The organism is Ruegeria sp. BC3 (assembly GCF_056539265.1).
The window spans coordinates 169,550-188,647 of sequence record NZ_JBQFUP010000006.1 but is presented as its reverse complement, the minus strand read 5'-3'; the positions used below and the strand labels follow the sequence as shown (position 1 = coordinate 188,647).

Genomic DNA, 19,098 nt, shown 5'->3' with positions numbered 1-19,098 from the left:
AAACCGGGTGAACCGTCCGGTTAAATCAACTTGGTTCACCCTTGAGCTCAATCTTTGGTATCGCTTCAAAAAAATCTGTGCCAACGGCGACAATACAACTAATGCCGTTCGCCTGAGTCACCAGAACAGTATAACTTCCGGTTTTTTTCGAGGTCCAAACCTCCATCACAGCCTGCGCACCGCGGGTTTTCTGCAAACCGCCAAACACCAACTCTTCCGAGTAGCTGTCCTGCAGCTTGGCGATCACATGATCGCGCTGCGCACAGTTTTTGGCGAAGGCGGGCGGCGCAGTGGCGGCCATTCCAAAGGTCAGGGCGATTGCGAACAAACGTTTGAACATAACATGCTCCTTTCGATCCGTGTTTCGTTTCGAGAGGGCATAACTGAAAGGAGTATGCCCCCCTCAGTCCTAATGTCGGGATCAGATCGTGTAGGTTCAAAGCACGATAGCTCAAGAAAATGTTGGCAGCATGTGATCCTGACAGGTACATCATAGCACAAAAACGCGAACTCAACGTGTCCAACTTCACAAGGCATGGCATAATGGCAACACAACCCCGAGCGTGGCAGCGGATGCTCTCTGGTCGCAGGCTGGATCTGCTGGACCCGACCCCGGTGGACATCGAGATCGAAGATATCGCGCATGGTCTTGCCTTTGTGGCGCGCTGGAACGGCCAGACTGCGGGCGATTTTGCCTATTCCGTGGCTGAACACTCTTTGCTGGTCGAAGAGCTTTTTGGCCGGATCGCGCCCAATGCACCGGTAAAGTGGCGGCTTGCGGCCCTGTTACACGACGCGCCGGAATATGTGATCGGAGACATGATCTCACCCGTCAAATCCGCCGTCGGCCCCGATTACGGTGCGCTCGATGATCGTCTGGCGGCGGCGATCCACATCCGCTTTGGGTTACCTGCTGAGGTTCCGAAAACGGTGAAACGCCAGATCAAAAAGGCCGACAAAATCAGCGCCTGGATGGAGGCCACCCAGATCGCCGGGTTTTCCGAAACTGAGGCGACCAAGTTCTTCGGCCGCCCGGATAAGGCGGTGATGGAGGGGCTGGAGATCAGGCTGAGGCCGCCAATTGAAGTGCGGCGGGCCTACACTGACCGTCACAGTGAACTTCTGCGGCACCTGTAGCCGAAAAATATTTTTGAAGATCAGGGGAAAACGTCGGGTTCTCCGAACTGATTTGCGCCACTCTCACTTGGTTGAATGTAGAAGTATATCAGTACCAATGTTCCGATTAACGGAACCAAGCCAATCAGTAGCCACCAACCGGTTCGTCCGATATCGTGCAAACGTCTGGCCCCGACAGCCAAGTTTGGCAGTAAGAGGCCAAGCGACACCAGAACAGACAACGGCTGACCAGCGTTCGGCTCGAACGCTTCAAATCCAAGTACGGGCGCAATCAGGGCACCATCAATAATTCGCGTCACCAAAAGAACGAGAATTACGGCCAGGACCCACCACCAAAACGCCGAGCGAGAGGCACGCCCGTTGAAATTGGCGTAATTTGAAAGTGCCCGCTGAAACGCCGTCGAGAGATTGTTCATGCCACCCTCCGTTATGGGACGGCATTCACATATCACTATTTTTCGTTTTTTGATACGGGGGCAACTTTTGAGCGGCTCACTCAGAAATCGGAAACCGTGCTAAGACGCCTACCGAGGACTGCGTTTCGCCAAGATCCGCTGCAATGTACGCCGGTGCATGTTCAGACGACGCGCGGTCTCCGACACGTTCCGATCACACAGCTCATAGACCCGCTGGATATGTTCCCAGCGTACACGGTCCGCGCTCATGGGGTTTTCCGGTGGCGGGGGCAGTTCGTCGCCTTTGGCCAGCAGAGCATTGGTGATGTCGGTGGCGTCGGCGGGTTTTGACAGGTAGTCGGTTGCACCGATCTTGACGGCGGCGACGGCGGTGGCGATGGCTCCGTAGCCGGTCAAAACCACAACCCGGCTGTCTGGGCGCTTTTCGCGCAGCACTTCGACCACGTCCAGACCGTTGCCGTCCTCAAGCCGCAGGTCGACCACAGCATAGGCAGGTGGGCGAGCGGTGGAAATCGCACGGCCTGCGGCAACAGAGCCCGCAGTTTCAACTTCGAACCCGCGCTTTTCCATGGCCTTTGCCAGACGTCTCAGAAACGGTTCGTCATCGTCCACCAAAAGCAGGGATTTGTCGGGGCCGATGTCGAGGTCAGAGCTGTCCGCCATATTCTGTTCTTTCCGCTATTTCACGCCTTTGGCTTAACCATGAGTAATAGCAGCGCCATCCCAAAGGTCAAACAAGGTGTCGCCCTCTAGATCTTGTCCAGAAAGCAACCGACTTTATCCGCCATCTGTTCTGCGGTGTCATCACGATTGAAAAACTCGATGAAACCGTCCTGAGGCGTGACCAGATAGGTAAAGGTCGAATGGTCGACCAAATAGTACTCATCGCTTTTGTCATGCGCCCGGTAGTAGGTCTTGTAGGCTTGGCTTGCAGCCTTGACCTGCTCGGGCGAGCCGGTCAGCGCAATGGTTTTGCCGCCCAGGTTGAACGCGTAGTCCGCCACGACTTCGGGTGTATCGCGATCAGGGTCGATCGAGATGAATAAGGGCGTCACCGACTGGCCCCGCTCTGCCAGAATATCCACGGCTTCGGCATTGCGGGACATGTCAAATGGGCAGACATCAGGGCAGAAAGTGTAACCGAAATAAACCAGCGTCGGCTCGGTGATGACATCCTTGTCGGTAACTGTTGCACCCTGACCGTCGATTAGTTCGAACGGCCCGCCGATGGCTGCCGTGCCACCCGCAATCTGGCTGGTGCGGCACTGGGCAAACTTGTCATCCGATCCGGTACCCCGGGTCAGCAGCCACATGGCGCCCAGACCCACGGCCAGCACGACGGTTGCAAGGATGGCATAAAGACGGACCATGACTTCAATCCTGACAAAATAGGGGTTGTTGATCGTTTCGGCCGGGACACCTATCAAGAAGCTCAGCCGATGCAACAGGACATAATGGACCGATGGCAAATTCCAACATCACATTATGGCGCGGTCAGGAACGCAGCAGTTGGATCCGTCTGCGTACACTGATCCTGCTGCGCTGGGTGGCGATTATCGGCCAGATCACCGCAATCACCGTGGCTCAGCACACCTATGAAATCCAGCTGGATGCTACCTTGTGCTATCTGGCGATCGGTATTTCGGTCATGGGGAACTTGACCGCGATCCTGCTGTTTCCCCGCAACAAACGCCTGTCCGAGTTCGAAAACTTTCTGATGGTGCTGTTTGACCTGCTGCAACTGACTGTCCTGTTGTACCTCACCGGCGGTTTGAACAACCCCTTTGCGCTGTTGCTGGTGGGGCCTGTCACCATCTCGGCCAGTGTGATGAGCACGCGGTCAACGCTGATCATCGGGGGCGTTGCGATTGTTCTGACCACCTTGCTGGCCGAATTCCACCAGCCCTTGCGCACGGCTTTAGGAGCCGAGCTGGATATTCCCGACATTCTGCTGTTCGGAAACTGGGCCGCCATCGTGATCGCCATCGTCTTTCTGGGCGCGTATTCCCACCGCGTCAGTTCCGAGGTGCAGTCCATGTCCGAAGCCCTGGCCGCAACGCATATGGCACTGGCCCGTGAACAGAAGCTGACCGATCTGGGTGGCGTCGTGGCCGCCGCGGCGCACGAACTGGGGACCCCGCTCGCCACGATCAAACTGGCCAGTTCCGAATTGATCGAGGAGTTGGAAGATCGGCCCGATCTGATCGAAGACGCTGCCCTGATCCGGGAACAGGCGAACCGTTGTCGGGATATCCTGCGCGATATGGGCCGCGCGGGCAAAGACGATCTGCATCTGCGACAGGCCCCCCTGTCCACCGTCGTGCACGAAGCGGCCGAACCGCATATCAACCGGGGTAAGACCGTATTCTTCACCGAAGGCCCGGCCGAAGATGGAGATGTCCAACAACCCTCGATCCTGCGCAAACCCGAGATCATTCATGGTCTGCGCAACCTGATTCAGAATGCGGTAGATTTTTCCCGCGACAACGTCTGGGTCGAGGCGGAATGGTCCACCAAAGAGATCACCGTCAGCATCATGGATGACGGCCGCGGCTACCCGTCTCAGATGATCGGTCGGATCGGTGATCCGTTCATGCGCCGCCGCCGCAGCGAGACTGATAAGAAGACCCGTCCGGAATACGAAGGCATGGGTTTGGGTCTGTTTATTGCCAAAACGCTGTTGGAACGTAGCGGTGCCGAGCTGGACTTTGCAAACGGTTCGGATCCCTATCAAACCCTGTCCGACCACCCGGAAAGACGGGGTGCGATCGTAAAGGTGACTTGGCCCAGAAACCTTGTGGACGCGCAGACCGGCGATACCCCTGTACCATCAGGCGTCAACCAGCGCTTTCAGACCTGAGTACCGCCTGAATCTCCGGAGTTAAGACACCGTTAACCAATATGGCGCATAGTCTTAACGCTTTGTTTTGCATACCGGAGATCGCATGATCGACTGGATCTTTCTGGCCATCATCAGCCTTGTATCCGCAAGTCTTGCCGTTCAGTGGCTTTTGCCACGTCGGCGGCAAGGAGGTGACAATTTTGGCCTTTCTGCGCCCGCATCGCTGTTCGACGCGGTGTTTTTGTTCGACGGGAACAAGTTGATCAGCCATTCGGACATCGCGCTGGAAGGGTTCGAACAGGTGCGTGACTGGGCGGACTTGCGACGCCTGCTGCAGCGAGATTTTCCGACCTTTCCCGAAACGCCCGACCGGATTCGCCTTGATGGCAACATGGTCATTCCGGCCATCGACTGCACGGTCGAACGCGATGTTATGTGTGAATGGATCGATGGAATTGTACGGGTGCAATTGCGCAACCAAAGCGAGTGCCCGTCCTCAACCCACCGCGCACCCAACGATCCCAATCGCCTTGCGATGGAAAAGGCGCCCTACCCGGTCTGGCTTTTGGATCATCAAGGTACCGTGCGCTGGTGCAATGCGGCCTATGTTTCGCTGGTGCGCAAGGTACGGGGGCAGGATACGGACCTGACCGCCCCCTTGTTTCCGGTGCCCGACGACGACCAAAGGCTGAGCGCAAAGACGCGCGTCTCGATTTCCTCCGCGTTCAGCGACAACAAACTGTGGTTCGATCTTACGCTGGTCGATCATCCGGAAGGTCACCTGTCTTATGCTGTGGACATCAACGCGATTGTCGAGGCTGAGACCGCGCAACGCAAATTCGTTCAGACGATGACCAAGACCTTTGCCCAACTGTCGATTGGACTGGCGATTTTCGACCGCAACCGGCAGTTGGCGTTGTTCAACCCTGCCCTGATTGACCTGACCACCCTGCCCCCGGATTTCCTGAGCTGCCGCCCAAGCCTGTCCAGCTTTTTCGACCGCCTGCGCGACCAGCACATGATGCCTGAGCCCAAGAATTATCGCAGTTGGCGCAGGCAGATGAACGACCTGCTCGAGGCGGCAGAAGACGGTAATTATCAAGAAACATGGTCCCTGCCCTCGGGCTCGGTCTATTCGGTCAGCGGTCGCCCGCATCCGGACGGCGCGGTCGCTTTTCTGTTCGAGGATATTACGGCTGAAATCACTCTGACGCGGCGATTCCGGTCGGAAATGGATCTGATGCAATCCATTCTGGACAAGCTGGCCGACGCGGTGGCGGTTTTCAGCGATGATGGCACTCTGGCGTTTACAAACTATGCCTATCAGAAACTTTGGGGCGACACCGGGGATTCCGGGTTTGATGCGGATACTGTTCTGGACGTCACCAAAACCTGGCAGGAACACTGCACCGCGACCCCGATCCTGGGCGAAATTCGGGACTTTGTGGAAATGCGCGAAAACCGGGCCGAATGGTCAGGCGTAATTTATCTGCGCAACGGAACACCGCTAACCTGCATCGTTTGCCCGATGCAGAACGGGGCGACCATTGTTCGTTTCAACATGGACCCGCCAGAGGCGATGCGGCAAGAGGTGCAGCAAATCAGCGCCTAACCGGGTTGCAGGCAACCGGGCTCGGGGCCATTGTGGCGCCATGACCAAATCGCCCTGCACAATGACTATGAACTCACCCGAGGACACCGCCGAATTCGCAGCCCGCGTCGGCGCATCACTTGTGCCCGGCGACATCCTGTTGCTGGAAGGCGAAATTGGCAGCGGCAAAACGCATTTCGCACGCAGCCTGATACAGTCACTGATGGCCGAGCCAGAGGATGTTCCCTCACCCACCTTCACGTTGGTTCAGGCCTATGACACGCCTCAGGCAGAAATCTGGCATTGTGACCTTTATCGCCTGAGCGCCGTCGAAGAGATCGAAGAACTGGGCCTGACCGAGGCTTTTGACACCGCGATCTGCCTGATTGAGTGGCCTGGCAAGCTGGGCCCGCTGACGCCGGCCTCAGCTGCCACTCTGACCTTCAAAACAGACCCTAACACGACGGGTATCCGCCATTTGACCTTGTCATGGTCGGATCCGAAATGGCCTCAGAAACTAAGGATTGATGAATGACGAACCGAGCGGTTCTGGCCGAAGCGCTGATCGCGCAGACACCATGGGCCAACGCACAGCACGCGCCACTGGCTGGCGATGCCTCGAACCGAAAGTACGAACGGCTGACCGATCCTGACACCGGTAAAACGGCGGTTCTGATGGACTCTCCTCCGGACAAGATGGGCAATGTCGATGATTTCGTGCGCGTCGCTCAATACCTGCTATCCCTTGGCCTGAGTGCTCCGGAAATATACGCAGAGGACTCTCACTACGGGTTCCTCCTGCTTGAGGACCTTGGCGACGATCTGTTCGCCCGCGTGCTGGAACAGACCCCCGAAAAAGAGCGCGAACTTTATGCTGCCGCGACAGATGTTCTGATCGACCTGCACAATGCAGCCAGCCTGTCCCTGCCCTCATATGACCCGTCACTCATGACTGAGCTGGCCGCGCTGTCATTCACAAAATACGCGCAGGCGGTTCTGGGCACTCATGACGCCGATGCGCGAAATCGGTTTGAAAACCGGTTTTCAGACATCCTGCATCGCGAAACCTCGGGCAGCAAAACCGTCGTGCTGCGGGATTATCACGCCGAGAACCTGATCTGGTTGCCCGATCGCACCGGCGTAAAGCGCGTTGGTTTGCTGGATTTTCAATCTGCCATGCTGGGCCATCCGGCCTATGATCTGGTTTCATTGCTGCAGGATGTGCGCCGGGATGTTTCACCCGGAACCGAGATGCAGATGGTCAACCGCTACATTGCGGCGACCGGGATGAGCGACCACGACTTCCGAACAGCCTATGCCGTCTTGGGCGCGCAAAGAAATATGCGGATTCTGGGCGTCTTTGCCCGGCTGGCCACCGAGTATGGTAAACCCGGATACATCGACCTGATCCCGGCGACCTGGGCGCATCTGATGCGGGATCTGGAACATCCTGCGCTGGTCTCGGTCGCTGATCTGGTGCGCAGCGCCCTGCCCGCACCCACTCCTGAAAATCTGGACAGGCTCAGACAGAAATGACCCAAACACCCGAAGCCGTCATGCTGTTTGCCGCCGGGTTTGGCACCCGTATGGGTGCTTTGACGAAGGACCGACCCAAACCCCTGATCGAGGTCGCGGGACAGCCGTTGATCGACCACGCGCTGGGTCTTGTGGACGAGCTGCGCCCCAAGCGCGTGGTGGCCAATCTGCACTATCTGCCCGAACAACTGGAAGCACATCTGGCCCCCAAAGGCGTTCTATTGTCCAATGAAACCGGGCAGATACTGGAAACAGGCGGCGGGTTGCGCGCTGCGCTGCCCTTGCTGGGACCTCAACCCGTTTTCACACTTAACCCCGATGCCATTTGGTCCGGGCCAAACCCGCTGACCCTGTTGCAAAAGGCGTGGGACCCGGATCGCATGGACGCCTTGTTGATGTGCGTCCCGGTCGACCAGACGGTCGGGCACGCCGGCAAAGGTGATTTCACCGCAGATGAAACCGGTAGGATCACCCGTGGCGGCACGCTGATCTATGGCGGTGCCCAGATCATGAAAACCGAAGGGTTGTTGGATATCCCCGAGACATCATTTTCGCTGAACCTGCTGTGGGACAAAATGCACCAGAACAACCGCCTGTTTGCCTGTATCTATCCCGGGCGTTGGTGCGATGTCGGCCATCCGGAAGGGATTGCATTGGCCGAGGATCTTATCGCCAATGTTTGAGCCCAGCCCCGCGCCGCGCGTTTTTGCTGTTCCACCTGGAGCGGACTTTCCGAAAATGCTGGTTCAGGGCCTTCGGAATCGCAGCGCCGCGCATCCGCCGGACGCTCTGGCGCGGGTTCAGTTGGTGGTCAACACACGGCGCATGGCCCGGCGGGTCCGAGACCTGTTCGATCAGGGTCCGGCTTGCCTTTTGCCACGCCTGTCACTTGTCACCGATCTGGGGGAAAGTGTCGATCTGGCGCAGATCCCCCCGGCTGTTCCTCCGCTGCGCCGCAGACTGGAGCTGACCCAGTTGATCGCCAAGCTGTTGGAACAACAGCCTGATCTGGCCGCGCGGTCGTCGTTGTTTGATCTGTCTGACAGCTTGGCCGCGCTGATTGACGAGATGCAGGGCGAAGGGGTTTCGCCTGATGCGATCCGCCAATTGGACGTCAGCGATATGTCCGGGCACTGGGCCCGCGCCCAGACATTTGTCGGGATCGCGGATCACTTTATCGACTCCGGTCCGAATGCTTTGGACGTACAGGCGCGGCAACGGCTAGTGGTGGAGAACCTGATCGCACGCTGGCAGGACGCACCCCCGCAACATCCTGTTATCCTTGCGGGTTCGACCGGATCGCGCGGGACCACGCTGATGCTGATGGAAGCCGTCGCCCGCTTGCCCCAGGGTGCCCTGATCCTGCCTGGGTATGATTTCGATCAGCCGGGGGATGTCTGGCATGGGTTGGACGATGCGCTGACATCCGAAGATCATCCTCAGTACCGGTTCCGTAAACTGATGACCCAACTTGGACTAGAGCCGGGTCAGGTTCGTCCGTGGACCGATAATCCGGCGCCCTCGCTCTCTCGTAACCGTTTGGTATCGCTGGCTTTACGCCCAGCGCCGATCACTGACGCATGGATGTCCGAAGGCCCAAAGCTGACCGATCTGGATGGTGCCACCAAAGACCTCACGCTGGTCGAGGCGCAATCACCCCGGTCAGAGGCGCTGGCCATCGCGCTGCGCTTGCGCGAAGCCGCTGAGTCCGGCCAAATCGCTGCGCTGATCACACCCAACCGGATGCTGACCCGTCAGGTCAGCGCCGCGCTGGATCGCTGGAATATCCTGCCCGATGACAGCGCCGGTTTGCCGCTGCAGTTGTCGCCGCCGGGCCGATTCCTGCGCCATGTCGCGGGTTTGTTTGCCCGGCGTCTGGATGGTGAGGCGCTGCTGACCCTGTTGAAACACCCATTGTGCCACGATGGTGGCGAGCGTGGGGCGCATTTGCTTCACACCCGCGATCTTGAACTGGATTTGCGCCGCCATGGCCCACCGTTCCCTGACAGCGCCAGCCTGACTGCTTTTGCTATTCGCAAAGAAGTGCCCGAGGGTTGGGTTCAGTGGGTGGTAACGCATTTCTGCGATCAACAAGTTCTTGGTCAGCGTCCCTTGTCCGACTGGGTGTTCGCTCTGCGCAAACTGGCCGAAGCGATTTCCGCCGGAAGTAAGGGGGAAACCGGCACATTATGGGATAAGAACGCAGGCCAAAAGGCACTGGCCGTACTGACCGGGCTGGAAGAAGAGGCGCAGCACGGCGGCCCCATGACCGCCCATGATTTTGCCGACCTTTTGGGTGCGCTTTTGGCAGGCGGAGAGGTCCGCGACCGCGACGCCCCGCATCCGCACATCATGATTTGGGGCACGCTTGAGGCGCGCGTACAGGGGGCTGATCTGCTGATCCTTGGCGGGCTGAACGAAGGCAGCTGGCCAGAAGCCGCCGCTCCCGACCCGTGGCTGAACCGTCAAATGCGCGACAAGGCCGGGCTTTTGTTACCCGAACGTCGGATCGGATTGTCTGCTCATGACTTCCAACAGGCCATCGGCGCGCCTGAGGTCTGGCTGACCCGCGCGACTCGTTCTGATGATGCTGAAACCGTTCCGTCGCGCTGGCTGAACCGGTTAACGAACCTGTTGCAGGGCCTGCCAGGGCAGGGTGGGCCGGACGCCCTGTCGGCGATGCGCGCACGTGGGCGGCAATGGCTGCGATGGTCTGAACAGTTGGAGGCAGCGCCCCACATTGAACCCGCACCGCGCCCGTCACCACGGCCTCCGGTGACATCGCGTCCCAACCGGCTGAGCGTGACCGAGATCAAAAAGCTGATCCGAGATCCGTATGCGATTTACGCCAAACACGTTCTGCGACTGAAACCGCTGGACCCGCTGGTTCAAGCTCCGGACGCGTTGCTGCGCGGAATCGTGATCCACGAAGTCCTGGAACACTTCATCAAGGACAGCGTTCTGGACAGCGCTTTGCTGACCCGAGAGAACTTTTTGAAACGCGCGGAAACCTTGCTGGATCAGCACGTGGCGTGGCCGACGGCGCGCAAACTTTGGCTGGCCCGGTTGGAGCGCATAGCAGACGATTTTCTGTCCGCCGAAACCGCGCGGCGCGGTGACGGTGGTCCCGTGGCCTTCGAAGCCGCAATGAAGCTGGTGCTGTCGCCGTTGGATTTTACCATTGCCGGGCGCGCGGATCGGATCGACCGCAACAGCCGCGGCGCGCTGCGGATTGTGGACTACAAGACCGGCACCCCTCCGACCGAAAGCCAGCAATCCAAGTTCGATAAACAATTGCTGATCGAGGCGATGATGGCCGAGCAGGGCGGTATCGAAGGGTTTGATCCGTTTCCGGTGGCCGAGGCGGTCTTTATCGGCATGGGCGGCAGCTACAAAGAAGTGCCGGCACCACTGGCAAAAGAACCCCCCGACAAGGTTTTGGCCGAGCTCAAAGAGCTGATTTCAGCCTATTTAGAGCCTGATCAGGGATTTTCATCCCGCCGAATGCTGCACAAGGACACGGATATTGGCGACTATGACCATCTGGCCCGGTTCGGTGAGTGGGATCGCACCGATGACACAACGCCCGAGGATCTGACATGAGCGCCCGCAATGACGCGACCGAGCGGCAGGTGCAGGCCGCACGTCCCGACGCTTCGACCTGGCTGGCGGCAAATGCGGGGTCCGGCAAGACTCGGGTTCTGACCGACCGGGTGGCGCGTTTGTTGTTGGGTGGCGTGCAGCCGCAGCACATCCTGTGCCTGACCTACACCAAGGCCGCCGCCAGCGAGATGCAAAACCGGTTGTTCAAACGCTTGGGTGAATGGGCCATGCTTGGCGACGAGCCGCTGCTGGCGCAATTGACCGATCTGGGTGTGCCGGGGATCATCGACCCGGATCGGCTGGCGCAGGCGCGCACGCTGTTCGCTCGGGCAATTGAAACGCCTGGCGGATTGAAAATCCAGACGATCCACTCGTTCTGCGCCTCTTTGCTGCGACGCTTCCCGCTAGAAGCCGGGGTCAGCCCGCAATTCTCGGAAATGGAGGACCGCGCGGCAGCCCTTTTGCGGGAAGAGATTGTCGAGGATTTCGCCGAAGGACCTCAGGCCACACTCATCGAAGATGTCGCCCGATTTGTCACCGATACTGGGTTCGACAATCTCACGGCTGCGATCACCCACAAACGCAACTTGTTTGCGCAGCAACTGGACTGGTCCGGCATCCTCCAGCGATTTGAACTGCCTGATGGGTTTGACGAAGATACCCTTCTGGATCGCGTGTTTCTGGGCGGAGAGGTAGAGCTGATCCGCACCATCCTGCCCGCGTTGTCTGATAGCGGCGGCAATAATGCCAAGGCGGCAGCAAAACTGTCAGCCTTTTCAGAGGCACGGATCACCAGCCTGCCTATGTTGGAAAGCGTGTTTTTGACCGGCAAAAGCGCGAAAGAACCGTTCACGGCCAAAATCAACAGCTTCCCAACCAAAGCCCTGCGTGAAGGGGTTCTAGCGGGCCAGATGCCACAGCTTGCGGCGTTCATGCTGCGGGTTGAGGCCGCACGGGAACACCGGCTTGCCCTGATCGCAGCGCGCAAAACTCATGTCCTGCACCGGTTCGCTACCGCTTTCCTGCCGGAATACGAACGGCGCAAACAGCTGCGGGGATGGCTGGATTTTGACGACCTGATCCTGCGTGCGCGGCAAGTCCTGAACGATCCCGCAGTGGCTGAGTGGGTGCTGTACCGTCTGGACGGCGGCATCGACCACATTCTAGTGGACGAGGCGCAGGACACCAGCCCGGATCAATGGGACGTGGTCGAAAAACTGGCGCAGGAATTCACCAGCGGGGAAGGGGCCCGGTCCGGGGTCGAGCGCACGATTTTCGTGGTCGGCGACAAGAAGCAGTCGATCTATTCCTTTCAGGGCGCCGACCCTCAGGCCTTTGATCGGATGCAGGCCGAGTTTGGGCGAAAACTATCGGAATCAGGCTCTAAACTATGGGATTCGACGTTGGAGTATTCCTTCCGATCCTCCAGCGCGATCTTGTCATTGGTGGATATCCTGTTCGAAAACAGAGCTGAGGCCGGGTTTCACAAGGACAGCCAGCACCGCGCCTTCAAAGCAGATTTGCCGGGCAGGGTCGATCTGTGGCCCGTCGTGGAAAAGGTCGAAGACGATGACGACAGCGACTGGACCGATCCTGTGGATCGGCCCGGAGCGCGGCATCACAATGTCATTCTGGCCGAGAAGGTCGCCAAATCGATCAAGGACATGATCGACAGCGGCGAGACGATTCCCGAAGATGGCGAGCCCGGCACATTTGTCCGGCGCAAAGTGCAGCCCGGGGATTTCCTGATCCTGGTCCAACGCCGCTCGGACCTGTTTGCTGAGATCATTCGCGCCTGCAAGGCGCAGGGGTTGCCCATTGCCGGGGCAGACCGTCTGAAAGTTGGCGCAGAGCTTGCTGTCAAAGATCTGGCCGCTCTGCTGAGCTTTCTGGCTACGCCCGAGGACAGCCTGTCACTGGCCACCGTGCTTAAATCGCCTCTGTTTGGTTGGAGCGAGCAGCAACTGTTCGATCTGGCGCACCGCCGGAAAGAACAATTCCTGTGGGCTGCATTGCGCCAGCGAGCCGACGAGTTCCCGGAAACGCTGGCCGTTCTGAATGATCTGCGTGGCCAAATCGACTTTTTGCGCCCTTATGACCTGATCGAACGTATCCTGACCCGACATGACGGCCGCCGCAAATTGCTTGGTCGCCTTGGGGCCGAGGCCGAAGATGGTATCAACGCCCTGCTCTCCCAAGCGCTGGCTTACGAGCGCACCGACATCCCCAGCCTGACAGGTTTCCTTGTCTGGATGCAGACAGATGATCTGGAAATCAAACGTCAGATGAGCGGTGTGGGCAATATGATCCGGGTGATGACGGTGCATGGCTCCAAGGGTCTGGAGGCACCGATTGTAATCCTGCCGGATACCGGAAAACGGCAAGCCCCGCGCGACGCCGAGATTATGGTTGCGGATGGAACACCGCTGTGGAAGGTGCCAGCCGATGCCTCTCCGGCGCTGATTGCACAGGCCCGCAATGAGGCCCGCGCCCGGGAAGAAAATGAGCGGCTTCGATTGCTCTATGTGGCTCTAACACGGGCAGAAAAGTGGCTGATTGTCGCGGCTGCAGGCGATGTCGGTAAAGATGGCAACAGCTGGTATCTGATGGTACAGGCCGCGATGGAACGGGCAGGGGCTGTGCAATTGCCCGGCACCGAAACCCTGCGCCTTTCGCACGGGGATTGGGATGCCTTGCCCTTGATCGCGACGCATGAGCCCACCGTGGCTGACCGGGATATGCCGCCGTCATTCCTGACATCGGCAAAAACACCGGATGCGGAACCTGAAACCATCAGCCCGTCGGACCTAGGGGGTGCCAAGGCCCTGCCTGGCGATGCGGGGCAGGATGAAGAGGCTGCGAAACTTCGCGGTACGCGCCTGCACTTGTTGTTGGAACATTTGCCCTCGGTTGCGCAGGATAGCTGGCCAGAGCTATGCGCCCGGCTTCTACCCGAAATGCAAGACACGGACCGGCAAGAACTGCTGGCCGAGGCCTGCGACGTTTTGGCCGCACCGCATCTGCAGGCAGTCTTTGCCGACAACGCTCTGGCAGAGGTGCCGGTGACGGCCGATCTGAACGGACGTCGAATGCACGGCATTATCGACCGGCTGATTGTCTCGGATACCGAGGTTCAGGTCATTGATTTCAAATCAAATGCGACCGTGCCAAGCGACGCGCAATCCTGCCCCGAGGGCGTGTTGCGGCAAATGGGTGCCTATGCTCAGGCCATGTCGAAGATCTATCCAAGCCATGAAATCCGAACCGCAATCCTGTGGACCCGGACAGCCACGCTCATGTGGTTGCCACACGATCTTGTGACGGATGCGTTGGACCGCACCCAGATATCTTGACCTTACCCAGCACGACCCCTACGTTCTGTTCCCGAGTTACCCCATTCAGGAGACAGAATATGTCGACCGTAGCCGTTACCGACGATACCTTTGACGCCGAAGTCAAAAACTCCGATGTCCCCGTTGTGGTGGATTTCTGGGCCGAGTGGTGCGGCCCCTGTAAGCAGATTGGCCCCGCTCTGGAAGAGCTGGCAGCCGAGTATGGCGGCAAGGTGAAAATCGCCAAGGTGGATGTGGACAGCAACCCGAACTCGGCCGCCGCAATGGGCGTACGCGGTATTCCGGCGCTGTTCATCTTCAAGGATGGTCAGGTTGTATCGAACCGCGCAGGCGCAGCACCCAAGGCCGCGCTGCAAAGCTGGATTGACGAATCCATCTAAGGATTTGCCGATTTACTGATCCAAAGGGCGTCCCAAATGGGGCGCCTTTTTTGTCACATCTCAGAGGCTTCGTGCACGTTTTCAAAAGGCCTCATTCGATCGTCCAGCGGACCGAAACGCCGATCCCTTCCTTGTGCGTGAACGTCACCTTGTCCTGATCAATCGTTACAACCTGACAGTCCGGCGGCATAGCAACCTCTTCGATGGTGATGTTCCTACAGTAGTACTGACCCTTCCACTCCCAAGTGCCGCTGATATCACCTGCCTTTGGGCCTTTGCCCTCGACCTTCCCGTCTTTGAGGATTTTTACCCAGGTCTCACCCTGCACAAGCTTTTTGCCGACGACCAGATCGATGAATTTTTGCTGGTCTTCTATCTCCTCCGCAGCCACTGATGTTGCCGCAAGTCCAAGTACCAACGCCGCTAATGTGAGTTGAAATGACTTCATCGAACCAAATCCTTCTCCGACAACGCTAAAATTCTCGCGATTTTACTCGATATCGTCGGCACGGGCCAATTTCCCAGCCAATCGACCTTGGCCGGATACATTTCGGTGTTCTGGCTCTTTTCGTCCCGGCCGACTCGTGCAGAGTACCGCTGTAGAAGAAACAGGAGGCGACATGCCCAAAACACGGGTTCTGGTAGAGTTCGGGATGGGCACATCCCTCAGGCGCGAGGATTATACCGAAGCCGCCTTGCGCGCGATCAAAGATGCGCTGTGGCACAACTCGGTCAACATGGCCGAACTGTTCGGCTTTCCCAAAGAAGCGATGATCATTGATGCCGAGGTCGGTGTGCAGCGGCCCGACAAGGTGGATACCGAGGCCCTGAAGGCGATCTTTCCCTACGGACAGCCTAACATCACCGTCACACAGGGCGGTCTGGATATTGAAAAGCCGCATACCGATGGCAGCACCGTGATCGCCAATGCTGCCGTTATCGTTTCATTCGATATGGAGCCCGCCCCATGACCGAGAAACGTATCATTCTGGAAATGGGCACCGGCAATGACCTCTATGGTCAGGACTACACCAAGGCGGCCCGTCGCGCGGTGCAGGACGCGCTGCATCATTCCTCGATCACGCTGTTTTCCAAATTGGGAATTGGCCATACGGAGATGCGGGTTCAGGTGACGATTGCGGTGCAAAACCCCGATTCGGTTGATTGCGATCAGGTCGCCGCCGATCTGCCACGGGGCCGGGCCGAGGTACGGGCCGTCAAAGGCGGGCTGGATGTTGTGGATGATGCCGCCGGGACACGCCATGTCATCGCCACCGCCGCGATTGAAGCGTTTCTGCCCGACCAGGCTGGCAACTACGTGCAAAGCTGAAAAAGAAAAAGCCGCTCGGGTGTCCGGGCGGCTGTTCCAAAAGCTGGTTCTGAGTGCGGGATCAGATCTTTGCGATATCCGCGCGCACCAGACCTACGTCTTCCAACTGGGCGTCGGTCAGTGCCGACAGAAGCTTGCGCGTTACGCGGCGCTCGTTCCACTCGACTGTCGAGCGATAGAAGCCTTTGATCGCGTCCGCTACGTGCAGGATGGTAGCTGCTCCGAGCGGCGCATGGATGTTTGCTGTGGTTGCCATGTGTCCGGTCCTAATTTGTGAAACAGCCGACCCGTTGTCGGTTGTGAGCCTCATGTAGTCTCACGCTGTCGGACTCACAATTGCTGGTCTGGTAACCCCGAATTGCATTCTGTGCATATCTTTTAGACAGTTTTGCAACGGGTTGCGCCGATCCCGCGCCCGGCCCATATATAGCCCCTGAGAACACGGAGGCTTTCATGGCGGACAGCGATTTTCCCGGATGGCACGGGACCACGATCATTGGTGTCAAAAAGGGCGGTCAGGTCGTCATCGCTGGTGACGGGCAGGTCAGTTTGGGACAGACCGTGATCAAGGGGACCGCACGCAAGGTACGCCGCTTGTCACCCGGCGGGTTCGAAGTTGTCGCGGGATTCGCCGGATCGACCGCGGATGCCTTTACGCTGCTGGAACGGTTGGAAGCCAAGCTTGAGGCAACGCCCGGCCAACTGGCCCGCGCCTCGGTCGAGCTGGCCAAGGACTGGCGGACTGACAAGTACCTGCAAAAGCTCGAGGCGATGCTGATCGTCACCGACGGAACCGATCTGCTTGTCATTACCGGGGCAGGGGACGTGCTGGAGCCTGAACACAACGTCGCCGCCATCGGATCGGGTGGGAACTTTGCCCTTGCCGCAGCGCGCGCGATGATGGATAGCGACAAAACGGCCGAACAGGTCGCGCGCGAGGCGATGGCGATTGCCGCCGACATCTGCGTTTATACCAACGGCAATCTGACGGTTGAGACGATCTAGGCTAGCAACGCCGAAATCTCTTTGCCTTTCCAGCGACGATACATGCCGACCAGTCCCAGCAGGGCGGTCGCAATGACGATGTAGTAGGGCACACGGATGTCGATACTCATCAATCCGCCGCCGATCAGGGACATCACACCGCCTGCTAGGCAGAAGACGGCTGTCGTGACACCCATGACCCAACCTTGGTCCGCCTCGCTGACGCTGGAAGAAAAGAGGCCGAGCAGGGTTGGGTAAGACACACCGAAGAAGAAATAGAAAAAGAAGATAGGAACATAGCTGAGCACAGCGCTTGGGCTGAAGACAAAAGCAAAGCCGCAAATCACCATTACGATCAGCGAGGTCTGGATGATCTTGTGCTTGCTGAACCTCTCTTGCGCCGGTTTCACTAGGAACGTGCTGGAAAACGCCAGTGCGAAGCCGATCACCACCATTGCCATGCTGCCACCGATCACACCGTATCCCCAAGCACTGGTCAGGTAGTTGTCGACGAAGACATAGAACGTGACGTTCGCAACCATGAACAACGCATAGACCGGCAGAATCTTCAGAACCATCGGGTGATCACGCACCGCGATCAGGCTGTCTGTTATGTCGCGGGGGCGGAAGACGAATGCCGCCCGTTCGGTGCGGGTATCTTTGAAGAAGAACGTCACCAGGAAAATCGCGATCAGCACCAAAACAAAAGCGCCGTAGAACGGCATCTTCAGCGTCGCGTAACTGCCCAGAATGGCGGCATCAGACAGAACGGCTCCGATAATCGGGCCGCCGACCAGACCAAAGCTGACCCCGGTGATGATGTAGCCCATATTGCGGTCCCGGTCGGCAGCATCCGTGCTGCCGTCGATCATCGCCGCCTGTGCGATGGGTTGGTTACCGGCGGTGAATCCGGTGATGGACCTGCCCAGGATCAGCAGCACCAAGCTGTTGAGATACAGCGCAGCGATCGTGATGGCGTACCCGGCCAGTGCCCCGCCCAGACAGACCAACAAGGCATTCTTGCGCCCGATCGAATCCGAAACCTTCGAGACATAGACTACACCTAGAAACCAGGACAGAAAGAAACATCCAATCACGAGGCCATAGTAGAAATGACGTCGCCCCATCGGGGTGTTCTCTGGCAGAAACCCGGATTTCGTTTCCATGATGAGCGAGTTGATGATGGGAAAGACCAGACCTTGCCCGATCAAGTCTACAAACACCACGAACAGCAGTGTGATCTTGGCAATCTTGGTCATGACACGCACCCCGGAACTTGTTCCTGAGTGTGAGTGTAGCAGATAGGCGCTTTGCCACCTAACGCCTTGTCAGAGGCCGGAATTTTCCCGGCCTCTGGGCGCAAGTCGTCGTTGGGTTACGAAAGCGCCGCAACACCCAGCGGTACGCCGGCAACTTCGCACCAGATGTAAACTTCGTTATAGCCCGAAATATCCATTGTCGGCGGAACAGCGTATTTCTGTTTGCCCTTCAGGTTCAGCAACGCGCCCAGTTTCGAGTTCGGGTCATAGGTGCCGTCCTTACCAAAGGCCACGCGCGGGTCGGGGCCATTGTCCAACGAGAAGTCTTCACCCAACTCGACGATATAGCGATCGCCATCCTTGACCACTTTGACCGATCCGGTGGTGATGTGTTTCGAACGGCCCTCGAAAGTGCCCTTTTTCTTTGCACCTCCGGCGACAGCACCGCTTGCACTGGCAAGCGTCAGGGCGGCACCGGTTGCAGCGGCATTCAAAAAGAGCGAACGACGAGTCATCATGATGTGGGTCTCCATTTCAAAACGCAGGCGAACTTGCCCGTCGCCCGCGACTATGCGCAGCCGACATCCATCTGGCGATTCACATCACCACGAATTTCCGTGTGCATCCCGTGTGTTGGCGTGAGATTTTCGTGATCAGCTTGTGTTTT

At 58.3% G+C, this 19,098-nt stretch carries 20 protein-coding genes; 12 read left to right on the top strand and 8 right to left on the bottom strand.

Annotated features, from left to right (window positions below):
* Nucleotides 1-25 precede the first annotated feature (25 nt).
* Nucleotides 26-340, bottom strand: a complete 315-nt coding sequence (locus ACR0MV_RS16825; protein WP_170426377.1) for a hypothetical protein — start codon at nucleotides 338-340, stop codon at nucleotides 26-28.
* 203 nt (nucleotides 341-543) lie between these two features.
* Between ACR0MV_RS16825 and ACR0MV_RS16820 the strand changes: the two genes are divergently transcribed.
* Entirely contained in the window at nucleotides 544-1,137 is a 594-nt protein-coding gene (locus ACR0MV_RS16820; protein ID WP_480702936.1) for an HD domain-containing protein, read from the top strand.
* A 20-nt stretch (nucleotides 1,138-1,157) separates the two neighbouring features.
* Here the strand turns inward: ACR0MV_RS16820 and ACR0MV_RS16815 are convergent, their stop codons facing one another.
* The 3 genes from ACR0MV_RS16815 to ACR0MV_RS16805 form a co-directional block, all read right to left on the bottom strand.
* On the bottom strand, nucleotides 1,158-1,553 hold the full coding sequence (locus ACR0MV_RS16815; RefSeq protein ID WP_480702935.1) for a DUF805 domain-containing protein: 396 nt from the start codon (nucleotides 1,551-1,553) through the stop codon (nucleotides 1,158-1,160).
* A 108-nt stretch (nucleotides 1,554-1,661) separates the two neighbouring features.
* Nucleotides 1,662-2,216: an ActR/PrrA/RegA family redox response regulator transcription factor gene (locus ACR0MV_RS16810; RefSeq protein ID WP_142637470.1), complete on the bottom strand. Its 555-nt coding sequence runs from the start codon at nucleotides 2,214-2,216 to the stop codon at nucleotides 1,662-1,664.
* Nucleotides 2,217-2,302: 86 nt separating this feature from the next.
* Complete coding sequence (locus tag ACR0MV_RS16805; protein ID WP_170468180.1) at nucleotides 2,303-2,923, bottom strand: SCO family protein; 621 nt, start codon at nucleotides 2,921-2,923, stop codon at nucleotides 2,303-2,305.
* Nucleotides 2,924-3,015: 92 nt separating this feature from the next.
* Between ACR0MV_RS16805 and regB the strand changes: the two genes are divergently transcribed.
* The 8 genes from regB (at nucleotide 3,016) to trxA (ending at nucleotide 14,858) form a co-directional block, all read left to right on the top strand.
* Nucleotides 3,016-4,413, top strand: coding sequence for a sensor histidine kinase RegB (gene regB / locus ACR0MV_RS16800; protein WP_480702934.1), 1,398 nt, complete (start codon nucleotides 3,016-3,018; stop codon nucleotides 4,411-4,413).
* 85 nt (nucleotides 4,414-4,498) lie between these two features.
* On the top strand, nucleotides 4,499-6,007 hold the full coding sequence (locus ACR0MV_RS16795; protein WP_480702933.1) for a PAS-domain containing protein: 1,509 nt from the start codon (nucleotides 4,499-4,501) through the stop codon (nucleotides 6,005-6,007).
* A 40-nt stretch (nucleotides 6,008-6,047) separates the two neighbouring features.
* A complete protein-coding gene (tsaE, locus tag ACR0MV_RS16790; RefSeq protein WP_480702932.1) occupies nucleotides 6,048-6,521 on the top strand; it encodes a tRNA (adenosine(37)-N6)-threonylcarbamoyltransferase complex ATPase subunit type 1 TsaE in 474 nt (157 codons plus the stop codon).
* Entirely contained in the window at nucleotides 6,518-7,522 is a 1,005-nt protein-coding gene (locus ACR0MV_RS16785; RefSeq protein WP_480702931.1) for an aminoglycoside phosphotransferase family protein, read from the top strand. Before tsaE ends, ACR0MV_RS16785 begins: the two co-directional genes overlap by 4 nt.
* On the top strand, nucleotides 7,519-8,205 hold the full coding sequence (locus tag ACR0MV_RS16780; RefSeq protein WP_480702930.1) for a nucleotidyltransferase family protein: 687 nt from the start codon (nucleotides 7,519-7,521) through the stop codon (nucleotides 8,203-8,205). Before ACR0MV_RS16785 ends, ACR0MV_RS16780 begins: the two co-directional genes overlap by 4 nt.
* Nucleotides 8,198-11,125, top strand: coding sequence for a double-strand break repair protein AddB (gene addB / locus ACR0MV_RS16775; protein WP_480702929.1), 2,928 nt, complete (start codon nucleotides 8,198-8,200; stop codon nucleotides 11,123-11,125). The genes ACR0MV_RS16780 and addB overlap by 8 nt, the downstream gene beginning before the upstream one ends.
* Complete coding sequence (gene addA / locus ACR0MV_RS16770; protein ID WP_480702928.1) at nucleotides 11,122-14,478, top strand: double-strand break repair helicase AddA; 3,357 nt, start codon at nucleotides 11,122-11,124, stop codon at nucleotides 14,476-14,478. Before addB ends, addA begins: the two co-directional genes overlap by 4 nt.
* A 59-nt stretch (nucleotides 14,479-14,537) precedes the next feature.
* Nucleotides 14,538-14,858 (top strand): thioredoxin, encoded by a 321-nt coding sequence (trxA, locus tag ACR0MV_RS16765; protein WP_170426355.1) that lies wholly within the window; start codon nucleotides 14,538-14,540, stop codon nucleotides 14,856-14,858.
* Nucleotides 14,859-14,949: 91 nt separating this feature from the next.
* Here trxA and ACR0MV_RS16760 read toward each other — a convergent pair whose 3' ends face one another.
* Nucleotides 14,950-15,306: a hypothetical protein gene (locus ACR0MV_RS16760; RefSeq protein WP_480702926.1), complete on the bottom strand. Its 357-nt coding sequence runs from the start codon at nucleotides 15,304-15,306 to the stop codon at nucleotides 14,950-14,952.
* Nucleotides 15,307-15,478: 172 nt separating this feature from the next.
* Between ACR0MV_RS16760 and ACR0MV_RS16755 the strand changes: the two genes are divergently transcribed.
* Both ACR0MV_RS16755 and ACR0MV_RS16750 read left to right on the top strand, forming a co-directional pair.
* Entirely contained in the window at nucleotides 15,479-15,829 is a 351-nt protein-coding gene (locus ACR0MV_RS16755; RefSeq protein WP_480702925.1) for a Lin0512 family protein, read from the top strand.
* Complete coding sequence (locus ACR0MV_RS16750; protein ID WP_480702924.1) at nucleotides 15,826-16,188, top strand: Lin0512 family protein; 363 nt, start codon at nucleotides 15,826-15,828, stop codon at nucleotides 16,186-16,188. Before ACR0MV_RS16755 ends, ACR0MV_RS16750 begins: the two co-directional genes overlap by 4 nt.
* A 61-nt stretch (nucleotides 16,189-16,249) precedes the next feature.
* On the opposite strand, the gene ACR0MV_RS16745 is transcribed toward ACR0MV_RS16750, so the two are convergent.
* Nucleotides 16,250-16,444, bottom strand: coding sequence for a DUF1127 domain-containing protein (locus ACR0MV_RS16745; RefSeq protein WP_170426347.1), 195 nt, complete (start codon nucleotides 16,442-16,444; stop codon nucleotides 16,250-16,252).
* 197 nt (nucleotides 16,445-16,641) lie between these two features.
* Here ACR0MV_RS16745 and hslV point away from each other — a divergent pair, with 197 nt between their 5' ends.
* On the top strand, nucleotides 16,642-17,193 hold the full coding sequence (hslV, locus tag ACR0MV_RS16740; RefSeq protein ID WP_170426346.1) for an ATP-dependent protease subunit HslV: 552 nt from the start codon (nucleotides 16,642-16,644) through the stop codon (nucleotides 17,191-17,193).
* Here the strand turns inward: hslV and ACR0MV_RS16735 are convergent.
* The gene (locus tag ACR0MV_RS16735; protein WP_170426344.1) at nucleotides 17,190-18,431 is read right to left on the bottom strand and encodes an MFS transporter; all 1,242 of its coding nucleotides are present in this window, start codon (nucleotides 18,429-18,431) and stop codon (nucleotides 17,190-17,192) included. The two genes, hslV and ACR0MV_RS16735, sit on opposite strands and share 4 nt — an antisense overlap.
* A gap of 116 nt (nucleotides 18,432-18,547) precedes the next feature.
* A complete protein-coding gene (locus ACR0MV_RS16730) occupies nucleotides 18,548-18,949 on the bottom strand; it encodes a DM13 domain-containing protein (protein WP_170426342.1) in 402 nt (133 codons plus the stop codon).
* Nucleotides 18,950-19,098: the final 149 nt, after the last annotated feature.

Bases quoted from the DNA above. Each gene is read 5' to 3' on its own strand.
- ACR0MV_RS16785 (WP_480702931.1), top strand. From the start codon at position 6,518: ATGACGAACCGAGCGGTTCTGGCCGAAGCGCTGATCGCGCAGACACCA.
- ACR0MV_RS16795 (WP_480702933.1), top strand. From the start codon at position 4,499: ATGATCGACTGGATCTTTCTGGCCATCATCAGCCTTGTATCCGCAAGT.
- ACR0MV_RS16745 (WP_170426347.1), bottom strand. From the start codon at position 16,444: ATGGCAACCACAGCAAACATCCATGCGCCGCTCGGAGCAGCTACCATC.
- ACR0MV_RS16750 (WP_480702924.1), top strand. From the start codon at position 15,826: ATGACCGAGAAACGTATCATTCTGGAAATGGGCACCGGCAATGACCTC.
- addB (WP_480702929.1), top strand. From the start codon at position 8,198: ATGTTTGAGCCCAGCCCCGCGCCGCGCGTTTTTGCTGTTCCACCTGGA.
- ACR0MV_RS16755 (WP_480702925.1), top strand. From the start codon at position 15,479: ATGCCCAAAACACGGGTTCTGGTAGAGTTCGGGATGGGCACATCCCTC.
- regB (WP_480702934.1), top strand. From the start codon at position 3,016: ATGGCAAATTCCAACATCACATTATGGCGCGGTCAGGAACGCAGCAGT.
- addA (WP_480702928.1), top strand. From the start codon at position 11,122: ATGAGCGCCCGCAATGACGCGACCGAGCGGCAGGTGCAGGCCGCACGT.
- trxA (WP_170426355.1), top strand. From the start codon at position 14,538: ATGTCGACCGTAGCCGTTACCGACGATACCTTTGACGCCGAAGTCAAA.
- ACR0MV_RS16805 (WP_170468180.1), bottom strand. From the start codon at position 2,923: ATGGTCCGTCTTTATGCCATCCTTGCAACCGTCGTGCTGGCCGTGGGT.
- ACR0MV_RS16760 (WP_480702926.1), bottom strand. From the start codon at position 15,306: ATGAAGTCATTTCAACTCACATTAGCGGCGTTGGTACTTGGACTTGCG.
- ACR0MV_RS16825 (WP_170426377.1), bottom strand. From the start codon at position 340: ATGTTCAAACGTTTGTTCGCAATCGCCCTGACCTTTGGAATGGCCGCC.
- ACR0MV_RS16780 (WP_480702930.1), top strand. From the start codon at position 7,519: ATGACCCAAACACCCGAAGCCGTCATGCTGTTTGCCGCCGGGTTTGGC.
- ACR0MV_RS16820 (WP_480702936.1), top strand. From the start codon at position 544: ATGGCAACACAACCCCGAGCGTGGCAGCGGATGCTCTCTGGTCGCAGG.
- ACR0MV_RS16810 (WP_142637470.1), bottom strand. From the start codon at position 2,216: ATGGCGGACAGCTCTGACCTCGACATCGGCCCCGACAAATCCCTGCTT.
- hslV (WP_170426346.1), top strand. From the start codon at position 16,642: ATGGCGGACAGCGATTTTCCCGGATGGCACGGGACCACGATCATTGGT.
- ACR0MV_RS16730 (WP_170426342.1), bottom strand. From the start codon at position 18,949: ATGATGACTCGTCGTTCGCTCTTTTTGAATGCCGCTGCAACCGGTGCC.
- ACR0MV_RS16735 (WP_170426344.1), bottom strand. From the start codon at position 18,431: ATGACCAAGATTGCCAAGATCACACTGCTGTTCGTGGTGTTTGTAGAC.
- tsaE (WP_480702932.1), top strand. From the start codon at position 6,048: ATGACCAAATCGCCCTGCACAATGACTATGAACTCACCCGAGGACACC.
- ACR0MV_RS16815 (WP_480702935.1), bottom strand. From the start codon at position 1,553: ATGAACAATCTCTCGACGGCGTTTCAGCGGGCACTTTCAAATTACGCC.